The following is an 18,999-nucleotide window of genomic DNA, read 5'->3' on the forward strand; positions in this document are numbered from 1 at the left end:
CATATACAAAAATCAAATCGTAAAATAATTCAATCAGTTCAACAGGTTTTGTTTTGACTTCCATTAAAATCACTTACTAATGAAATATATCTTTTAAATTATTCTTAAATTTTGTTTTTAGCAACTATTAAAACCACAGCAACTGTTGAAATTTTTAAATTAGATTCATTGTTGGAAACATAGATTATTAAAACTGACCCGTACCATTAATATTATTATTGTTTAGTTAATAACATATTAATCAATGAATATTAGGGAATTTTGTGACAGCGATATTGAAGAAATGATTGAAATTTGGAATGAAATAGTTGAGGAAGGAATTGCATTTCCCCAAGAGAATATCCTAAATTTAAACTCTGGAAAAGATTTCTTTTCATCACAAACATATACCTGAGTTGCCATTTTAAACAAAAAGGTAGTCGGACTCTATATCCTTCATCCGAATAATGTTGGAAGATGTGGCCATATCGCAAATGCAAGCTATGCAGTATCATCAGCCATGCGCGGAAAACACATTGGAGAAAAATTAGTATTGGACTCCATGAACATTGCAAAAGAAAACGGATTTCTAATATTGCAGTACAATGCTGTCGTTGAAACAAATCATGCTGCACGTCATTTGTACGAAAAACTGGGTTTCAAACAATTGGGAATGATTCCAAAAGGATTTAAAACAAAGGCCAATCAATTTGAAAACATCTGCCCTTATTATATTGAATTGTAATTTTAACGTTATACTGTTGGAAACATAGTAATTTAATCATTATAACGGCAGGTCTTTCTTTTGAAAATATAATATTCCTATGATATACAATATCACGCCCATTAATGCCATTATCATAAATTCTTGACCATATCCGCTATTATTTAATATGTCTGAAGGGTTAAATAAGGTATTTAATGTGAAATATTTAAGGAAATCCAATGAATCGGATAATTTAACGAACAAGCTAATTACAAAGAACATGAGTGGCAGCCCTCCACCAATCAGCAGTGAGTTTTTAGATGTGTTGAATATGCATGATGAACAGAAACAGATTGAACTTATGGCAAAATGATATAAAAAAACGCCAATATTGAGTGTTAAAAACATGTCAATATCCAATGCATCTGGCTGGAAAGCATTGGCAGCAGCAATACCTACAAATGATGCAATGCTCCACATCACTATTAAAGACAAAATCAGATATGAAGCACTTGTGATTGTGAATGTATGTCTGCTAATTGGAGTGGATAAAAAGCTTGCCATACTTCCTTTATCCACCTTTTCGGCCATCAACCTGTTTCCAACAACAATTGAATAAACCATTGGGAAGATAATTGCCATAAGGGCATAGAATGAATTAGACATAAAGCCTATTAATGTGCCGTTACCGGTTAAAATATTTGAAGCAATGGTTCCCTGAGTAGTATTACTTATTCCACTAATGGTTTCAGGCGTAAAGACATTACACATTACTGTTAAAAATGCACAAAGTACAAGAGTGAAAGCCAATAGGAACTTGAAATTGGATCTAACCAGATAATTGAAGTAAGTAATGTTAAACATGTTCTTCATCTCCATAAAATTTCATGAAATACTCTTCCAGCGTATGCTTCTCTTCTTTAAGGAAAGCTACCTCACATGAAGACAAATTTGAAATGAGGTCATTAATTTCACGGTCAGTGATTGAAATTATAATCTGCATTTCTTTTGTTTTGAAATCAGCATCAGGATATGCTCTTCTTATTTTATTGAAATCATTTTCATTTTTAAATTCGATTTTGTATGTTTTATTTTCTGAGTGCTTGAAATCCTTCATCACCACTTCTTTAATTAGTTTGCCCCTTTTGATGATACCAACCCTGTCGCAAACTTTACTTATTTCTTCAAAGATATGTGAAGATAGGATTATGGTTTTTCCATTCTGTTTTTCCCTTTTGATTAGCCTAATGAATTTCTCCTGCATTAATGGGTCAAGACCACTGGTAGGTTCGTCTAAAAGCAATATTTCCGGATTATGCATTAAAGCCATTATTATTGCGATTTTTTGCTTCATACCTTTGCTCATTTTTTTGATTTGCATATGGGTGTCTATTTCAAAATATTCAATCAGATCTTCTGCATAGGACAAATCATTGGTTTTTCGAAGTTTATCAATTAATTTAAGATACGCTATTCCAGTCATGTCTTCGGGCAATGCAATTTCTCCCGGAAGATACCCAATGTCTTTTTTAATGGCTGTTTTATCATTCCAACAGTCAAGATTGTTTATTGATAATGTGCCAGAATCAGGTTTGCTGAATCCCATTAAATGTCTTAAAGTAGTTGACTTACCCGCACCGTTAGGACCTAAATAGCCATATACTTCACCCTTTTCTATGCCTATTGATACATCAAAAACGCCTTTTTCATTGCCGTAATCTTTAGTAAAGTTTTTAATTGTAATAATCTGCATCAATCCACTCCCATCTCTTATTTAAACACACATAACCAATTAGAAGATTATAATTTCAAAGAGTTAACAGTTAATGATTTAATTATTCCATTAAACTTATCAATATCCGCTTGATACATATCCTTAAATAACTCTTCTAGCCACTCATCATTAATATTTAACATTTTTTCACTTATTTCAAACCCCTCTTCCGTTAAGGAAAGCAGTCTTCGTGTTTTATTATTAGGACCTTTAGTTCGTATTATGAATCCCTTGTTTTCAAGATTTTTTAGAGTTCTGGTAACAACAGGTTCAGATACGCTGAAGATTTCTGATAAATCTCGTTGAGAAATATTTCCATTGTCACCACAAACTTTTAATATATAAGGCAATTCAGATGGAGTCACATTGGTTCCTTCCAGCTTTTTTTCAAAAAATTTTGTATGGCCTTTTAAAATTAAAGTTAATGCAGGAAATAATGGAATAAAATCTATCTTTTCAACTCGGTTTATCATGTCCATAATCTCATCTCAATATAAAACTTATCATGATAAGTTTATGAATTATGCTATTTAAATATTTTGTAAATAAAAGATGTTGGAAACATAGAATATGAAATAGATAAGGAATGTTTTTCATGATAATTTTTGAAAGAATATACTAAAAAAAGTATACAAAATATAAACACCTGCTAAAAAAGGCCAAAATTCCTTAAAAAAAGACTTATTTTTTAAAAATATCAATATATTGCGCTTAACAAAATCATAAAATAAGTTATGTTAAGTTAATAAAGAATAAACTTAATATTAATGACCAATAAGCCAAATAAGACCCAAATTATGTACAAATGATTTTGCCCGTATACTCTACAAAATATTTACTACTTTTAGCTCTCAGATTATAATATACAACGAAGAGACATATATATTTAATTCTTATCAGTATTTTTCCCATTATTTCATGAATTTTATTAGTTATTTTATATTGCAATACTTGTAAAACTAATCATTTAACTAAATAACAGACATAATATGTATACTTATTAAAAGAGGATATGAACATGGTAAATCCTATTGAAATACTCCAATATTGCATGGGAAGGAAGTGCCGATTTTAAATAGAATGATTGAACCTTTTAATGAAAGGGTAAAAAATTCAAAAAGAAGTATAATACTGCAAGAACGTCATCATTCTAGAACCTATAAATTAAAATCTATAAGGGTAAATTCCTTTTTGAGAATATTCAATTTCAAGCCATCTTTTAAGCAGCTTTTCAGAAATCTCATATTCACCACCTGCAAAGCGAATTAAATCCAAATTCTGCAATTTATTCAGTTTATCACTTAATGAACCTGATTTTACATTTAATTTTCGGGCCAAATCAATTCTTTTCAATGGAGAATCAATCAATGCTATTATTATATCCTTTTCTTTTGTGGTTAGTCTGTTCCATTCGTTAATCAGATGGCTGACAATGAATGATATATTATTGTCAAATGCATCGATTACATTGTTTTCATCCAATTCCCGATTGGTCGGAAGTTGGCGTGCAAAAATGTTAATGTAATATGGAATGCCCGATGTGCATTTGTAAAACCTTTCAAAACCTTCCTGGCTGAACTTTAACTCAGGTGCCCTTTCTGCGAGGTAATTTTGCGTAGTCTGTTTGGAAAACGGATTGATATTTATTGTCAGCATCCTTCCACCAAATGCTCCGTTTTGACCTGCAATTTCAGAGATTAAATTATCCTGCAATCCCATGGATCCACTTAAAATATATGCGACGTTTCTCTGTTCGGTCACATATCCTCTGAAATTCCATAAAAATGATTCCAGATAGGTATCCAATTCCTTAATTACTTGAAATTCATCAATGATAATTATCACACCGCCGATTTTATCTTTATTGTTGTCATATATCTCCTGAGGCAGTTTAAAAACAAAATCCCTATATCTTTCCAAATCCCTTTCAGTCCCAATTATTGGGATTGGAATGGAAATGTCAAAAGCATTTGCGACAACCACTTCTTTTAATTTGAAATTATTTGTTTTAAAAAATTTATTAATATGATTTTTTAAAGTGTTTAATCCTTTCAGGTGTGTTTCTTCTATGATTTTTTGATAGTAAAAATCATACAACCCTTTAAGAGACATTTTATTCTTCTGATATGTTTGAGAAACACTGAAATCCATATATACTACAAGATAATTTTTATCCATAAATTGTTTGATTTTATTTAACAGAACAGTTTTTCCCACTCCTCTAATGCCAGTCACTAAAATATCGGGAGCATTGTTTTCGCTTGTAGAGTTTAAAAGATTTGTCAGATTGCTTATTTCTTGTGTTCTGTTGAAAAATTCTTCATCGGTTAAAACTTTGCTGGTTCCCCACGGCAAGTTAGACATGATATCACCAAAATATAATTAACTCAAATTATGTAATAATAAATATGTTAGACAAAGTATATAATAGTTTTTATATTACATAATCAGTTTTACGTTACATATAATATGTAATAGATTTTATGTTACATCAAATGAAACATTAATAAAAACAATTAATATAAAACCAATATTTTGTAGCAAAACGTGTTACCTGCAACCAATAACTTCTTTTAATAAAATTTGTTTAACAAATTTATCCTTATTCAATTTTAAAAATCTTTTTTCATTGCTTTTCATTCAAGTATTAGAGTGTTAATATGACTAAAACTCAAAATCAGTTGTAATCTCCAATATATCCTCACTTTGCATCAGAATATTAACCAATCGACCATCCAAATCTGCATGATTATCATGATAGTCAATTTCACCCAACTCATTTCGAATTGAATAAGCAAGATGTTCTTCATCCAAACTAAAATAAGCATCAATGTTTTCCTTATTTCCACGAGCATCAAGTCTAATCCATTTTTTCAGATCTTTTATATATACTGTGTTTAAAGCATGAATCATGTAACCTTCATTGGCATCATCTACTCTTGTAAGCAGTTGATAACTGATACCTGATGGAATCCTATTTGCTCGGAGAAGTGCTGCCAAAAGACATGATTTTGTCCAGCATATACCCGTTCTGTTTTTAAGCACATCACTGGCAGTTCTTGAAACCACATCTGTTTTAATGTCCCATGAGTGAGGAATTTCATCCCTAACAAACGCATAACATCTTTTAATATAATCCAAATTATCGTCAGATTGATTCAATAATTCCCTAACCATTTTCTGAATATGTGGATTCATATAATCAATGCTTGGAGTTTCTATTAAATATTCTTCCATTTAATTTCCCACACCATTAAAATTAATTAAACCTAAAATAAAATAATAATGCTGTTTTATAAATCTAAAAAACTTCTTAAATTGATTTTGCCCGTATACAATACAAAATATTTACTACTTTTAACTCTAACACAATAATATTTGATGCACTAATATTTAAAAACAACACAATATTTAAAATAATGGAAAATAAATAATATTTCCCATTATAGTTTACATTAACGAAAAAGTTTTTATTGGAACAAATATTACATTATCAACTTTTTCAATTGTTTTTGTCGTATCCGAAATAACAATTCCATGTGGAGATTTATAACGTCTTATTGCATCTTTAATTTGATCAGCGCCTTTATTACCATGCCCAACTTCTATCGGAATTACCTCATCAAAATCTTTTTTTATTATGAAGTCAACACGTTGCTTTTTTACTTTATATGAGTCATAGAATATGCTGAATTCAAAGAACTGTTCACTATTTTTCAAGTTGACCAAGTTTGACCCAACTAATGTTTCTAGTAAAATTCCTTCATATTCACTCAATTTTATGGATGAAAATCCGAATTTAATATTTATTGCATGCATTATGCTTGGTGTTGCAAAATAATATTGCCATGATTTTTTTGCTCTTGCATTTGCACCTGCATAAGGTTCAGTGTGAAATATCAAATGTGTCTTTTCAAGCAAGTCCATTATTGTATTTACAGATCCTGCTGATGTTTGAATTTTATTTGCAAGTGCATTTTGTGAAATGTCTCCGGGATATTTTTCCGCTAAAAATTTCATTAACCTTAATGCATTTGTTTGTGTATTTGCAGTCAGATTATTCATTGTCCCCAAATCTTTTGTTACAACAGTTTCAACAGAATAATATAATTTTTTTGATGCATTTCTATGATTTGTATCATGCATCACTGATGGAAATCCACCAAATTTAAAATAATTATCCCAATCCATTGAATTGTAATTCTTTAGATTTAACAAATCACGGTTTACCTGCTTTTCTTTTATGATTGCATCATCAACATTACCATTGAACAACAAGTCCACCAAATCATTAGAAATATCAGTTTGATAGTTGTATTTCAATTTCAAGTGTTGTGAATAATTAAGTGGAGTTATTGGATATCGTATCATCCTTCTTGCAGCTTCCGCATTATATTCAAGGTTTATTGCGGATGAACCTGTAAAAATCATGAAAATATTTTTTGATTTGTCATTGATTAATTTACCTGAAACTGACCAATCCTTGTCAAAATGTGATTCATCTATTAATAAGAATATTTTCTCATCAATGGTTTGTAGTGATGAGTTATGAAATGTTTTTAGATAATACTTGATTATATCATAAATATCACAATCTTCTATTTTATTTATTTCCTCACATGAAAAGTACAATATCTGTTCAGGATTGATGTTTTTCTGATTCAACAGATAATCATATACCTGAAATAGAATTGTTGTTTTTCCAACACCCCTAAGACCAGGCAATACTATATAGCGATTAACATTATTCCCCTCGATGAAATCATCTATAAAAACTTTTATTTCATTAAAATCATCCCTATGATTAAATTTAACACCACTATTGGATAATTCATTGTTTAGAGATAAAGGAGTGTCTGTAATTTGACTTTGTAAAAAATCATAAAAGGAATCTTCATTATCCGGATTCATAATAAACCATCTCTTTGATAATATATTGAATGTTATTATATAAATATTTATTCAATATATTGAATGATAATATATAAAATAATCTTCAATAAAATTTATAATATTGAAAAACCATGACAAATTTTTTACACATTAGAATGTTAATAACTTCATTAAAATAGATTTAACCACATGTAAAATAGTAGTTTATTGCACCATGGAGACTGCAAAAACAATAATTTCTGGAAGTCTTTTCTCATTCTTTGACATACTCCCATTTCCCATCAGGATACTCCAAGTAAGCACGATTAGTATCATCATCATAACCAGCAATAGGAAGTCCTTTAATTTTACAAATATATTGATCTATTTTAATAGATAATTTGAATCTTTCTGTAAGCTCTTCATCAGAAATTCCGCATGTTGAATCTAATTCATTTTCTTCAACCAAAACCAACCCCCCTTCATTACTAGTTGTAATATAAAATATTGGTTACCTTAATAATAAATATTTTCAAACTGTGACTTTATGAAAAAACAATCTTCACAATAAAAATAAAATATAACGTACAAGAAAAATTAATTTATACTATACACGGAGAATAAAAAATGATTATTGATTTTAATAAAATAGACGGAATTGATGTTGCTCACATGAATGGCGGAGAAGGCGAAGTAAATGCAAAGATGGAAGTAAATGAAATTGGAAGGTTTGTTGAATGCATAATTCCTCCAAAAGCATCCATCGGAAATCATCCGCAGGAAAGCAATCATGACATAAACTACATCATCAGCGGAGAAGGGATATCTGTTTGTGACGGAGTTGAAGAAATCTTAAAACCCGGAGTATGCCATGTTTGTCCAAAAGGATCCTCACATTCCATAATCAACACTGGTGATGAAGACTTGGTATTTTTCACCATAGTCCCCAAATAGAACATTAACGATGCACATTTCTTAATATAAACTTACTTTTAAAGAGAGTTGATATCTGCAAATTTGAAAATCCATTTGAATTTTGATAACTTCCACGTTACTGAGAAATGAGATTTATTAAAATTAAAATTATAAGTTTACTTTTAATTTAATTAATGACAACATCAAGAATTATGCATGAAAAACTTATACTCCACTAAGATGTTTTTGGAAAACACCGATTATTAAAACTGACTTCTTCAACATTAAAATTATTATTGTGTAATCAGTAAAATATTAATCAATGAATATTAGGAAATTTTGTGACAACGACATTGAAGAAATGATTAAAATTTGGAATGAAATAGTTGAGGAAGGAATTGCATTTCCCCAAGAGAATATCCTAAATTTAAACTCTGGAAAAGATTTCTTTTCATCACAAACATATACTGGAGTGGCTATTTTAAATAAAAAGGTGGTTGGACTCTATATTCTTCATCCAAATAATGTGGGAAGATGCAGTCACATTGCAAATGCAAGCTATGCAGTATCATCCGCTATGCGCGGAAAACACATCGGAGAAAAATTAGTATTAGACTCTATGAATGTTGCAAAAAATAAGGGATTTTTGATATTACAATACAATGCTGTCGTTGAAACAAATCATGTGGCACGCCATCTGTATGAAAAACTGGGTTTTAAACAATTGGGAGTAATTCCAAAAGGATTTAAAACAAAAGATAATCGTTTTGTAAACATCTGCCCATACTATATTGAATTATAAATTTAACATTATCCTGATGGAACATAGAATACAAAATAGATAATGAATATTTTGCATAATAATTTTCAAAGAATTTACTCAAAATGAAATCAATATGCTGAAAAAACTATACAAAATATAAACACCCTCCAAAAAAGGCCAAATTAATTCCTTAAAAAAAGACTCATTTTTTAAAAATATAAACATATTCCACCAAATAACATCATCAAATAAGTTATATTAATCTAATTAAAAATAAACTTAATATTACTGATTAATAAGGAAATAACTCGATAATAATATGGATTTTATTTTGCCCGTATATACTACAAAATATTTACTACTTTTAACTCTTACATTATAATATTTAGTGCAAATTCATATAAAAGATTATCAATAATATTTTGGTGTTTTTTCATTTAAAATCTACAGATTCCCCCTTCACAACTATCCCCACCATTATCATCATTGACCTCATTTTCACTTGTAATCTGACTTAATACATTTTTGAAATCATTATATGACAAAGCTCCTGGAACTGAATATTTTCCATCAAAGAGATAAAAAGGCACAGCATGTATTCCAATTGAAAGGGCAAGCCCCTCATCTTTTTCAACTTCCATATTGAACAGATCACTGTCTAAAACTTCCATGATTTCTCCTTTTTCAAGGCCAGCACTACATGCAATGTCAAATAAAACTTGCCTGTCAGCCAATTTCAGATTTTTTGTGAAATAAGCATCGAACAGGAGTTTACTTAATCTTTCTGAGAGTTTTGCATCCTTTTTGCTTTGGGCAAGTTTCATTAGCCTGTGGGCATCACGGGTGTTGGTGTAAAGTGTTGATTCATATTTAAAATCGATTCCATCTTCAATTCCCAGTCTGGAGATGTTGTCAACTTCCTTTTTAGCATCCTGAATGGAAAGACCATACTTCCTTGCAAATCTCTCAACAGTTGTTGATTCGACATCACCCGGTGCATTGCGGTCAAGTTCAAATGCACGAAAATCAAATTCGACTTCCTCTTCAAGATTCAAATCTTTTATTACTTTTTCCAACCTAATATTTCCAATATAGCAGTAAGGGCAGGCAAAATCGCTCCAGCATGTAATTTTCATTTTCATTCCACCAAATTATTTAAGTGAATATTTACAATATTTAATTAATAAATACATGAGTAATTCTAAAATTACTTGGCGGTTGATTATATGGCTGAAAATAATATTTGCCCAATTGGAAATACATTGGATTTTTTTAACAGGAAATGGATATTCTGCATACTTTCAAACATATTCAGAGGAATGAAACATTTCTCCGAGTTTAAAAAGGCAAATCCTGAAATCAGCAATCATATCCTATCTGAAACTTTAAAGTATATGGAAGAAAATGATTTGATTAATAAAACCACAATTGAAGATGGCTCAAGAATCCAGACAGAGTATTCCCTAACAGAAAAAGGCCTTAAAACAAATAAAATTCTCTATGAGATTACATCCTACTATTTCAATGAGCTGAATTATGCAGGATACAACGATAATGAGAAAAACGAAATTTTGGCAGAATATCAAAAAGCATTCAATATAGAGTAATTCAAGAGTTACCAGTCTATTTTTATATTATATCCTACTAATCTAGATTCATGAAGGACATTTTTGACAACTGCAAAATCGGCGATTTGAAACTCCAAAGCCGTATTGTAAGAACCGGTCTGTGGCAAACACAGCCCATGAGTGAAGTCTATGAGAAATATGAAAACATCGCTAAAAGCAATGTAGGTTTAATCATCACTGAACTGATTTCAATTTATCCGAAAGACAAGTTTTCAGAGTATTCAATTAAAAGCAACACCCCACAGTTCATGACGGAAGCTAAAAGACTGGCCGAAATTGCCCATACACACGATGTTCCCATTTTGGGCCAGATTGAATTCATTAAATATAACCGAGGAATTGACTTGGACATTGACATTAATGACCTGACAATGGAAGATATCCGCCAGATTCAATCAGACATTATTGTTGCGGTTCAAAAACTTAAGTTGGCAGGTTTTGATGGAATACAGATGGCATTGGGAAACAACTTTTTTCTCTCCAAATTAATCAACCCATATTTCAATCAAAGAACAGATGAATATGGAGGAAACACATTAAACAGAATGAGATGTGTATTGGAACTGATTAAAGTAATCAAGACAAACATTGATTTCCACATCAGCTGCAAAGTGAATGCATATGACGGAAGAAAAGGCGGAATCGATGCAGAAGAAAGCATTGAAATGTGCAAACTCCTTGAAAAAGTAGGTGTCGACAGCATTCAGGTTACAAAACCCCTATCTCCCCTGTACTTTACCAGAGAAGTTTCCGAAGAAGATGAACTGGTAAAATTCAGCCAAAAGCTGATTGAAAGCGTTGGCGTTCCGGTCATTTTGGGAGGGGGATTCAACAGTATGCAGCATATGAATGAAATATTAAACAAAACAGATATTGAATTGCTGTCAATGTATCGACCGTTTGTAGCTGAAGATGGCTTTTTAACATCATGGAAAACATCTGGAGAGGGCACATCACGGTGCAAAAAGTGCAACAACTGCTACAGGACCAAAACCAGCACATGCTATCACTATCCTTAAGAGATGCTGGTAATTCCGGAATTACTGACCTCTTTTTATACTATTTTGAATAATGTAAATTCATGAAAAGCATATTCGACAATACAACATTTGGTAGATTCAACCTGAAAAGCAGAATCATCCGATCAGGCTTGTGGGAATCTGAAAATGAATCCCAAAAGAATTTGACTCAGGAAATTTTTAAAAGATATGGAAAACTGGCTGAAAACAATGTCGGAATAATAGTCACTGAGCTGATTTCAATGTATTCACATGACCGGTTCAGCGATTATTCCCATTATATCAACTACCCCTTCTTCATCAAGGAATTCAGAGAAGTGACAGACATCGCCCATGAATTTGACACACCGATTTTTGCACAAATCGGTTTTGTCAACTGCAATGTCAATGGAAAACAGATGATAGAAGTCAATGATTTGGAAATTGAAGATATAAGAAAAATTCAGACCGATTATGTCATTGCAGCTAAAAAAGTCGCCTTTGCAGGATTTGATGGAATCCAGTTAAATATCGGGAACAATTATTATCTCTCACGAGTCATGAATCCTTTTGAAAACCAAAGGGAAGACGAGTATGGTGGAAATACGTTCAATCGTGTCAGGATGATTATAGAAATTATAAAACTGATAAAACAAACTACAAATCTGCATATTCACTGCAAAGTAAATCTGTATCAAGACAGGGATGATTCATTGGAGATATGTAAAATCCTTGCTGAAAACTGTGCCGACAGTTTGCAGATAACTAAATTTTTATCCCCACAATACTTCAGAAAGGGACAGTCAAACGAAAACATGCTAGTTGACTTTGCAGATAATGTATCCAAAGAAGTTTCAATCCCTGTTGTTTTAGGAGGAGGCTGGTCAGATATGGATACCATTCAAGAGTTGATAAATACTACCGATATAGAATATTTATCAATGTACAGGCCATTTGTCAAAAGCCAAAGCTTTTTAACTGAATGGATGGAAAATAAACACGGAAGTTCAAAGTGCAAAACTTGCAATAACTGTTACTGGAAAAAATCAAGTGTATGTATTATTGATTCCGAGGATTGATTACTCCTCGGCCACAAAACATAAACTTAACCAATCATGTGGAATACCCCCTGTCCACATCAACATTATTGGAAACATGAAAATAAGAAATAGTTAATGAATGTGTTCTAAATAATTTTCAAAGAATTTACTCAAAATATGCAGTTGATATACTGAAAAAACTATACAAAATATAAATACTTACTAAAAAAGGCCAAATTAATTCCTAAAAAAAGACTTATTTTTTAAAAATATAAACATATTATGCTTAACAAAATTATAAAATAAATTATATTAAGTTAATGAAGAAAAAACTTAATATTAATAAGTAATAAATCAAATAACGCTCAAATTATGTACAAAGGATTTTGCCCGTATACTATACAAAATATTTACTACTTTTAGCTCTCAAATTATAATATAAAACTAAGAAACATATATATTTTTTATTCTTTTATTACAACCCATATCAAAAATTTTTACTTATTTTATCTAAAAAAATATGAAATGATTACTATTGTAATTACTGATTATATTAAAAGTTATATATTTGAAATGACATAAATTTAGGCATACCTAAAAGAGGTGTTTGTTTGGAATTGATAGAAAAGCTTGAACCAATAATAATATTCACAGCTATAATCATAGGTTTGATTTCCTCCAATATTCATTTAATCTCTCACTACAGTGAAAATCTGATCAATATATTCCTATGCTTGATGTTACTCGGATTGTTCCTTGAAATTCCTATAAATAATATTAAAGACAGTTTTAAAAATGTCAAGTTTACTACTGCAAGTTTAATTATAAATTTCCTTTGGACACCTCTTTTCGGATACTTTTTAGGATCATTATTTTTAAATGGAAATGTCGATGTGTTGATTGGGTTTTTCATGCTGATATTGACTCCATGCACAGACTGGTATCTTGTGTTTACCAAAATGGCAAAAGGGGATTTGACACTTAGTTTATCGATCCTTCCAATCAATCTGGTATTGCAGATAATATTGTTACCTGTTTATCTTTTAATATTCTTTTCAAGTGGAAATACAATTGAATATGCTCAATTATTGTACTCTCTTTTAATTGTTATTGTAATACCATTCACAGTGGCCCAAATAATAAAATTCTTCTTCAACAAGGATTTAAAAGAAAAAGTTACAGAGTTATTTTCCGATTTGGAAATCTGGTTTTTAGCATTGGCAATATTCTGTATATTTGCAAGTCAAGGGGACTTGCTGTTTGCAAATCTCGATTCTGTAATCACAATATTTATTCCATTGATCATATTCTTTATCATTAATGTTTTCATTGATTTGATTGTATCAAAAAAGATTGATTTCACATATCCCGAATATGTAAGCCTGACAATGACTACATTGGCACGCAACTCACCATTGGCATTGGCTATCGCGATAAACTCTTTTCCAGGTCATGAGCTAATCTCAATAGCTTTGGTTATCGGACCATTGATAGAACTGCCTGTGCTTTATATTGTATCTAAATTCTGCATATGGGTTAAAAATTTATATACTGAAAAATAGGGCATTATCTGATTAAATGCCAAATCTTCCAAACGGAATTTCTGTTCATTTTAGATATTGCCCTTTGAGTAGAAATGCCCATCGGACAAATATCTTCACAGGCAATAGACTTGACACATGTCGGATAAAACTTTTCTTTATAATTGTTCGTTAGTTCTTTTAAATGATCATGACTGGTTTCCTGGTTGATTAGTTTCGATGCATAAACAGCAACCGGTGTTCCGACAAAATCATCAATCCCATAGTTGGGGCATGCCTCCATGCAACATCCACACATCAGACATAATGACATTTCATATTCAAAGTCAATATCCTCACCTATTCTTGCATCGCTTTGCAACCATAAACTACAATCCTTCATCGCATCATATAACACAGATCTGTCCACTTTCAAATCTTTGATAACCGGAAATTTTGATAACGGTTCAATTGATATCTGATTATATTTTGTAACCATTATTTCATCTTTTAGAAATGTTTTGCAGGCAAGTTTTGGAGCTGAGTTAATCACCATTGCACATGCTCCGCATAATCCCTGAAGACAACTGCATGAGTATTCAATCGGCCAGTCTAGTCGCTCAAGCAGAGTAGTGACAGGAATATTTAAATCACCATCATATTCAAAATATTTAAACTCATTATCTATTTTAATTTTAACTGTAATGTTATTCATATTGTAACCCCTATTTAAACGAGACCCTGATTCTGCCGTCATATCTTACGCATGTGGATTTTTTAAACTCCTCATTGCTTTGAGGATAGTCAATTCTTTGATGGGCGCCCCTACTTTCTTTTCGTTCAAGTGCTGAGATAATACATGCCCTTGCAAGTAAAATCAATGCATTATCTTCATTTATTTTATCAAGCTCCATTAATGCATTGTTTAATTCATCTTCGCTTCTGTAAATCCCCATTGATTTGTTCATTATATCTGCAGTTCGGTTATCTTCATATCGATCTGGTGAAACAATATCGCTGATGATTTTGCCTTGAGGGTTTTCAAGTATTGCATTTTCAGCTGCAATGCAACCTCCGTGAATAGCACCCAAAAGAGAATTGCCTCCCAAACGGTTTGCTCCATGATATTGGCATGAACACTCACCAGCAGCATATAATCCATTAATATTGGTTTTATGATTTTCATCAGTTCTTATGCCGCCCATAAAGTAATGTATTCCAGGATATATTGGAATTGGTTCTTCAATCGGATTTAGATTTAAATAAGTCATACATACATCATAGACTTCATCCAACTTTTCTTTGATTGTTTTTTCATCAAGATGAGTTATGTCAAGATAAACTTCTTTTCGCCCAGCATCTGAAGCCTTGTAAATGCTTCTTGATACCACATCTCTTGGCATCAATTCAGCCTGCTCTGGATACCATTCTTTCATGAAATACCATGGTTTGCCATCTTTTAGAATAAACAATTTTCCACCTTCACCACGTGCAGCTTCAGTTATAAGCATTCTTTTCACGGGAGTTTTGACTGTTGTTGGATGATACTGTATCATTTCAAGATTTGCAAGCTCAACACCTTGTGTGAAAGCTTTTGCAGTTGCATACCCATCATTATGAATGGAACCTGATGTTCTTCCAAACAGGTTATTAAAGCCACCTGTAGCGAGGATTACTGCATCCCCTGTAAATGATTTAATTTCTCCAGTATTTTCATTGATGCAGTTGACACCACAGCATTCCTTTTCATCTGTAAAAATCAATGATACAAATCTGAAAGGTGTGAATCTTTTTACATGACCTTCTGCTTCTTTTTTCCTGCATTCATTGACTAATGATGTTACAATCTGTTTTCCAGTTCTTGCACCTGCATATGCGGTTCTTTGCTTTTTTTGCCCCCCAAAGTATCTTAAATCAACATTGCCCTTTTCATCTCTTGTGAAACTGGTTCCTAACCTCTCAAGCCAACTGATTATTTTTGGAGCATTAGAAGTGAGTTTCCAAACGGCATTCTCATCGTTTATCCAGCATCCGCTGTTCATTGTGTCTTCGAAGTGCTGTTTTACTGAATCATTTTCACCTTTTGTGTTTAAACTGGCATTTATTCCACCCATCGCCATTACAGACTGGGAACGCTCTGAAAAATCTGGAGAAATTAAATTAACAGGAACCCCACTTTCTGATGCTTTAATGGCTGCGGTCAGACCGGCAATGCCTGCTCCAACAACGATAATTTTACTCATAGATTGCCTCCAATATAAAATATCACTTCTGCAATGATAAATAAAATTAAAATAAGCAATATTATAATGCTTAATTTATTTTTAAAATGTTTATATGAATTTTTACCTTCCAAAAATCCGAATGATATTAAAAGTCGTGGTATTGACACTCTTAGATGTAATGCAATGGAAATGAAAAGTAGATTATCAATTATAAAATGAATCAAATTGATTGACAAGCTCTGATTTATTGCTGGAATAAAAATATAGGTTATAATGTGCAAACCTGCAAAAACTATTATGGATATTCCTGTCAATATCTGTTGAGTGGTTTCAGCTATTAATTTTGAATAGGTAGTAATCTGTTTTCTTTTATCTGAAAAATATAGGTATAAACTTATAATGATATGTGCGACTAATGGATAGAATAATCTCCTTCCGGTTATCTTAAAATCCGGCGTGTAGCTGATTAATCCATACATTCCTAATATATTTAGCATAGCATGATTAACCAGCACTAAAATAACTATAACAATCAATAAAGAATTTATTTTCCTAAGCGAAATCATTTCTATCACCAATCCTTAAAATGGAAGATATAACTGCGCAAATGGTTATGAATAAAGTTAAAATCAATACAATGGTTTTTGAATTAATTAAAATGGCTACAATCGGAAATGCATAAAACATCAAAGAGACTAAATGTCCGAACTTATCGTAAGTAAGGAAATCTCCTTTAGATGTTTTAAAAAACTCAATTAACTTTAAAATAATCACAAATAAAAACCAGAATGGAATCAGATTAATTAAAACTCCTGCCAATGTGGATAACATTATAAAAATAAAATCACATATTACATCAAATTTGGCGCCATTATCTGTTGTTAACTTAAATCTACGAGCCAATATGCCATCCAAATTATCTGATATTGCAGTTAAAATAAAAATGAATATCAGATAATAAATATTGAATTGGACAATTGTAAAATAAAGGAAAAGCAATCCTAAAATTATCCTTAATGATGTTAGAATATTGATGTGAATTTTATTCATTAAACTTATGTTTATATTTTATCATTAAAAAAAATTTGGACATGACTAAAAATTTTAAATATTTATAACTGATAATACTTATTTTTTAGTTTATTTCATTGCTGTCACTGTCACCCATTGCACGAAACTGTCTGAAATGATACCTGACTATAATCCTCATTCACTATCCTCCCACTCCCGTTAGATTTGATTATTTCCTTCTTGTTTTTCATATCCCCTAAATAAATTGTAATCTAATTATAACCATTATTCTATTCAAAACATCCCCTTCAATCCAGGGAACATAGAATATGAGATAGTTAAAGAATGTTTTTCACGAAAATTTTTCAAAGAATTTAAAGTCAATATACTGAAAAAACTATACAAAATATAAACACCTACCAAAAAAGACCAAAATAATTCCTTAAAAAAAGCCTTATTTTTTAAAAATATAAATATATTATGTCCTATAAAATCAAAAAATAAGTTATATTAAGTTAATGAAGAAAAAACTAAATATTAATGACTACTAATTTGAATAACACCCAAATTATGTACAAATGATTTTGCCCGTATACTATACAAAATATAATGTACTTTTAGCTCCTCATTATACTATTACAAACATTACATTAAAATATTTGCGGTAATCAAGAATGTCTATTTTAAAATATAAGAAAAAATTAAAACATGATCTTATTTATAAAAAACGTTTGGACTCTTCCATAAATTCTTCGGTATTATTTATCCATAAGTTTGCAATACTTTCTGTAATCCCATCAACAGCATCATAATCAGCATCTTCACGTAAAGATTGGGCACGTGCAAGATATTTAGCTATATTTCTATCAAAATCACCTTGATTTACATACACTTGACCAAATAAGGAGATTAAACCTTCATGAGATTTAGGATAATGCTCTTTTTTAATTAACAATGCTTTAGCAGTTAAAAACATGCAATAATAAGCTGCACTAACAGATGTTGCATACTGATGATTATCAAAAAGGATTTTGCTTGAGATTAACTTATCATTTGCTTTTGAAATAAATTCATCCACTTCAGACAAGTACAACACCATCCTCAAGCACATTAGTTAAAAATGAATAATCTTTTGTGTTGTTAAATCTGTCTACTGACATAATATGTGGAGAAATTAATTCCTGTTGATCAAAAGCAATATCACCAACTACATCAGTAATAATTGAATCGATTTCTTCCCAATAATCAGAAACGATTAAAATATCAATATCAGAATCTTTACTATCATCACCCCGAGCAACAGAACCAAACAATATAATTCTAACTATCTTATCAGAATTAATAGCATTTGCAAACTCATGAGCAATTTTAACACGATTATTCATACATAATCCCTAAAGAATTTTATAATTTATTATATCAAGTTCATTAATAATAAATATTTTCAAAGTGTGACTTTATGAAAAAAACACAAAAGGACAAAATAATATTAAAATAGTTACAGTTAATCATACATCACATTTAATGCAACATTAATTGATATGATTTTATGAATTAAAAATAAAAGA

At 30.8% G+C, this 18,999-nt stretch carries 22 protein-coding genes; 8 read left to right on the top strand and 14 right to left on the bottom strand.

All coding sequences use genetic code 11. The features are described 5' to 3' along the window. The first annotated feature begins 244 nt into the window (after nt 1–244). Both IJL02_RS11880 and IJL02_RS11885 read left to right on the top strand, forming a co-directional pair. Complete coding sequence (locus tag IJL02_RS11880; RefSeq protein ID WP_292816738.1) at nt 245–394, top strand: hypothetical protein; 150 nt, start codon at nt 245–247, stop codon at nt 392–394. A 6-nt stretch (nt 395–400) separates the two neighbouring features. Beyond that, nucleotides 401–724, top strand: coding sequence for a GNAT family N-acetyltransferase (locus tag IJL02_RS11885; protein WP_292816779.1), 324 nt, complete (start codon nt 401–403; stop codon nt 722–724). Between the two features lie 39 nt (nt 725–763). Here the strand turns inward: IJL02_RS11885 and IJL02_RS11890 are convergent, their stop codons facing one another. The 7 genes from IJL02_RS11890 to IJL02_RS11920 form a co-directional block, all read right to left on the bottom strand. Beyond that, nucleotides 764–1,549, bottom strand: coding sequence for an ABC transporter permease subunit (locus IJL02_RS11890; RefSeq protein WP_292816741.1), 786 nt, complete (start codon nt 1,547–1,549; stop codon nt 764–766). Continuing rightward, nucleotides 1,542–2,438 (bottom strand): ABC transporter ATP-binding protein, encoded by an 897-nt coding sequence (locus tag IJL02_RS11895; RefSeq protein WP_292816743.1) that lies wholly within the window; start codon nt 2,436–2,438, stop codon nt 1,542–1,544. The genes IJL02_RS11890 and IJL02_RS11895 overlap by 8 nt, the downstream gene beginning before the upstream one ends. A 47-nt stretch (nt 2,439–2,485) precedes the next feature. Continuing rightward, nucleotides 2,486–2,938, bottom strand: coding sequence for a MarR family winged helix-turn-helix transcriptional regulator (locus IJL02_RS11900; protein ID WP_292816745.1), 453 nt, complete (start codon nt 2,936–2,938; stop codon nt 2,486–2,488). Nucleotides 2,939–3,623: 685 nt separating this feature from the next. Next, the gene (locus IJL02_RS11905; RefSeq protein ID WP_292816747.1) at nt 3,624–4,823 is read right to left on the bottom strand and encodes an ATP-binding protein; all 1,200 of its coding nucleotides are present in this window, start codon (nt 4,821–4,823) and stop codon (nt 3,624–3,626) included. 300 nt (nt 4,824–5,123) lie between these two features. Continuing rightward, nucleotides 5,124–5,696, bottom strand: coding sequence for a transglutaminase family protein (locus tag IJL02_RS11910; protein WP_292816749.1), 573 nt, complete (start codon nt 5,694–5,696; stop codon nt 5,124–5,126). A 213-nt stretch (nt 5,697–5,909) separates the two neighbouring features. Next, complete coding sequence (locus tag IJL02_RS11915; RefSeq protein ID WP_292816751.1) at nt 5,910–7,370, bottom strand: ATP-binding protein; 1,461 nt, start codon at nt 7,368–7,370, stop codon at nt 5,910–5,912. Between the two features lie 235 nt (nt 7,371–7,605). Beyond that, a complete protein-coding gene (locus IJL02_RS11920; RefSeq protein WP_292816753.1) occupies nt 7,606–7,800 on the bottom strand; it encodes a hypothetical protein in 195 nt (64 codons plus the stop codon). 158 nt (nt 7,801–7,958) lie between these two features. On the opposite strand from IJL02_RS11920, the gene IJL02_RS11925 reads away from it, so the two are divergent. Continuing rightward, nucleotides 7,959–8,285 (top strand): cupin domain-containing protein, encoded by a 327-nt coding sequence (locus IJL02_RS11925; protein WP_292816755.1) that lies wholly within the window; start codon nt 7,959–7,961, stop codon nt 8,283–8,285. Nucleotides 8,286–8,568: 283 nt separating this feature from the next. After that, the gene (locus IJL02_RS11930) at nt 8,569–9,048 is read left to right on the top strand and encodes a GNAT family N-acetyltransferase (protein ID WP_292816757.1); all 480 of its coding nucleotides are present in this window, start codon (nt 8,569–8,571) and stop codon (nt 9,046–9,048) included. Nucleotides 9,049–9,446: 398 nt separating this feature from the next. Here IJL02_RS11930 and IJL02_RS11935 read toward each other — a convergent pair whose 3' ends face one another. Then, on the bottom strand, nt 9,447–10,145 hold the full coding sequence (locus IJL02_RS11935; protein ID WP_292816759.1) for a DsbA family oxidoreductase: 699 nt from the start codon (nt 10,143–10,145) through the stop codon (nt 9,447–9,449). A gap of 90 nt (nt 10,146–10,235) precedes the next feature. Here IJL02_RS11935 and IJL02_RS11940 point away from each other — a divergent pair, with 90 nt between their 5' ends. The 4 genes from IJL02_RS11940 (at nt 10,236) to IJL02_RS11955 (ending at nt 14,237) form a co-directional block, all read left to right on the top strand. Next, entirely contained in the window at nt 10,236–10,616 is a 381-nt protein-coding gene (locus IJL02_RS11940; protein WP_292816761.1) for a helix-turn-helix domain-containing protein, read from the top strand. 50 nt (nt 10,617–10,666) lie between these two features. Next, nucleotides 10,667–11,656, top strand: coding sequence for an NADH-dependent flavin oxidoreductase (locus tag IJL02_RS11945; RefSeq protein ID WP_292816763.1), 990 nt, complete (start codon nt 10,667–10,669; stop codon nt 11,654–11,656). 62 nt (nt 11,657–11,718) lie between these two features. Further along, nucleotides 11,719–12,714, top strand: coding sequence for an NADH-dependent flavin oxidoreductase (locus IJL02_RS11950; protein WP_292816765.1), 996 nt, complete (start codon nt 11,719–11,721; stop codon nt 12,712–12,714). A gap of 572 nt (nt 12,715–13,286) precedes the next feature. Then, nucleotides 13,287–14,237: an arsenic resistance protein gene (locus IJL02_RS11955; protein WP_292816767.1), complete on the top strand. Its 951-nt coding sequence runs from the start codon at nt 13,287–13,289 to the stop codon at nt 14,235–14,237. A gap of 4 nt (nt 14,238–14,241) precedes the next feature. Here the strand turns inward: IJL02_RS11955 and IJL02_RS11960 are convergent, their stop codons facing one another. The 6 genes from IJL02_RS11960 to IJL02_RS11985 all read right to left on the bottom strand — a co-directional run bounded on the left by IJL02_RS11960 (nt 14,242) and on the right by IJL02_RS11985 (nt 18,816). Further along, on the bottom strand, nt 14,242–14,910 hold the full coding sequence (locus IJL02_RS11960) for a 2Fe-2S iron-sulfur cluster-binding protein (RefSeq protein WP_292816769.1): 669 nt from the start codon (nt 14,908–14,910) through the stop codon (nt 14,242–14,244). 10 nt (nt 14,911–14,920) lie between these two features. Continuing rightward, complete coding sequence (locus tag IJL02_RS11965) at nt 14,921–16,438, bottom strand: FAD-dependent oxidoreductase (RefSeq protein ID WP_292816771.1); 1,518 nt, start codon at nt 16,436–16,438, stop codon at nt 14,921–14,923. Further along, nucleotides 16,435–16,986 carry a hypothetical protein gene (locus tag IJL02_RS11970; protein ID WP_292816773.1) on the bottom strand — a complete coding sequence of 184 codons (552 nt, stop codon included), beginning with the start codon at nt 16,984–16,986 and terminating at the stop codon, nt 16,435–16,437. Before IJL02_RS11970 ends, IJL02_RS11965 begins: the two co-directional genes overlap by 4 nt. Continuing rightward, nucleotides 16,973–17,470 (bottom strand): CDP-alcohol phosphatidyltransferase family protein, encoded by a 498-nt coding sequence (locus tag IJL02_RS11975; protein WP_292816775.1) that lies wholly within the window; start codon nt 17,468–17,470, stop codon nt 16,973–16,975. The genes IJL02_RS11970 and IJL02_RS11975 overlap by 14 nt, the downstream gene beginning before the upstream one ends. 679 nt (nt 17,471–18,149) lie before the next feature. After that, the gene (locus IJL02_RS11980; protein ID WP_292816781.1) at nt 18,150–18,509 is read right to left on the bottom strand and encodes a HEPN domain-containing protein; all 360 of its coding nucleotides are present in this window, start codon (nt 18,507–18,509) and stop codon (nt 18,150–18,152) included. 1 nt (nt 18,510) lies between these two features. Continuing rightward, nucleotides 18,511–18,816 (bottom strand): nucleotidyltransferase domain-containing protein, encoded by a 306-nt coding sequence (locus tag IJL02_RS11985; RefSeq protein ID WP_292816777.1) that lies wholly within the window; start codon nt 18,814–18,816, stop codon nt 18,511–18,513. Nucleotides 18,817–18,999 lie beyond the last annotated feature (183 nt).

The organism is Methanobrevibacter sp. (genome assembly GCF_017427765.1).
Classification (GTDB): Archaea; Methanobacteriota; Methanobacteria; order Methanobacteriales; family Methanobacteriaceae; genus Methanocatella.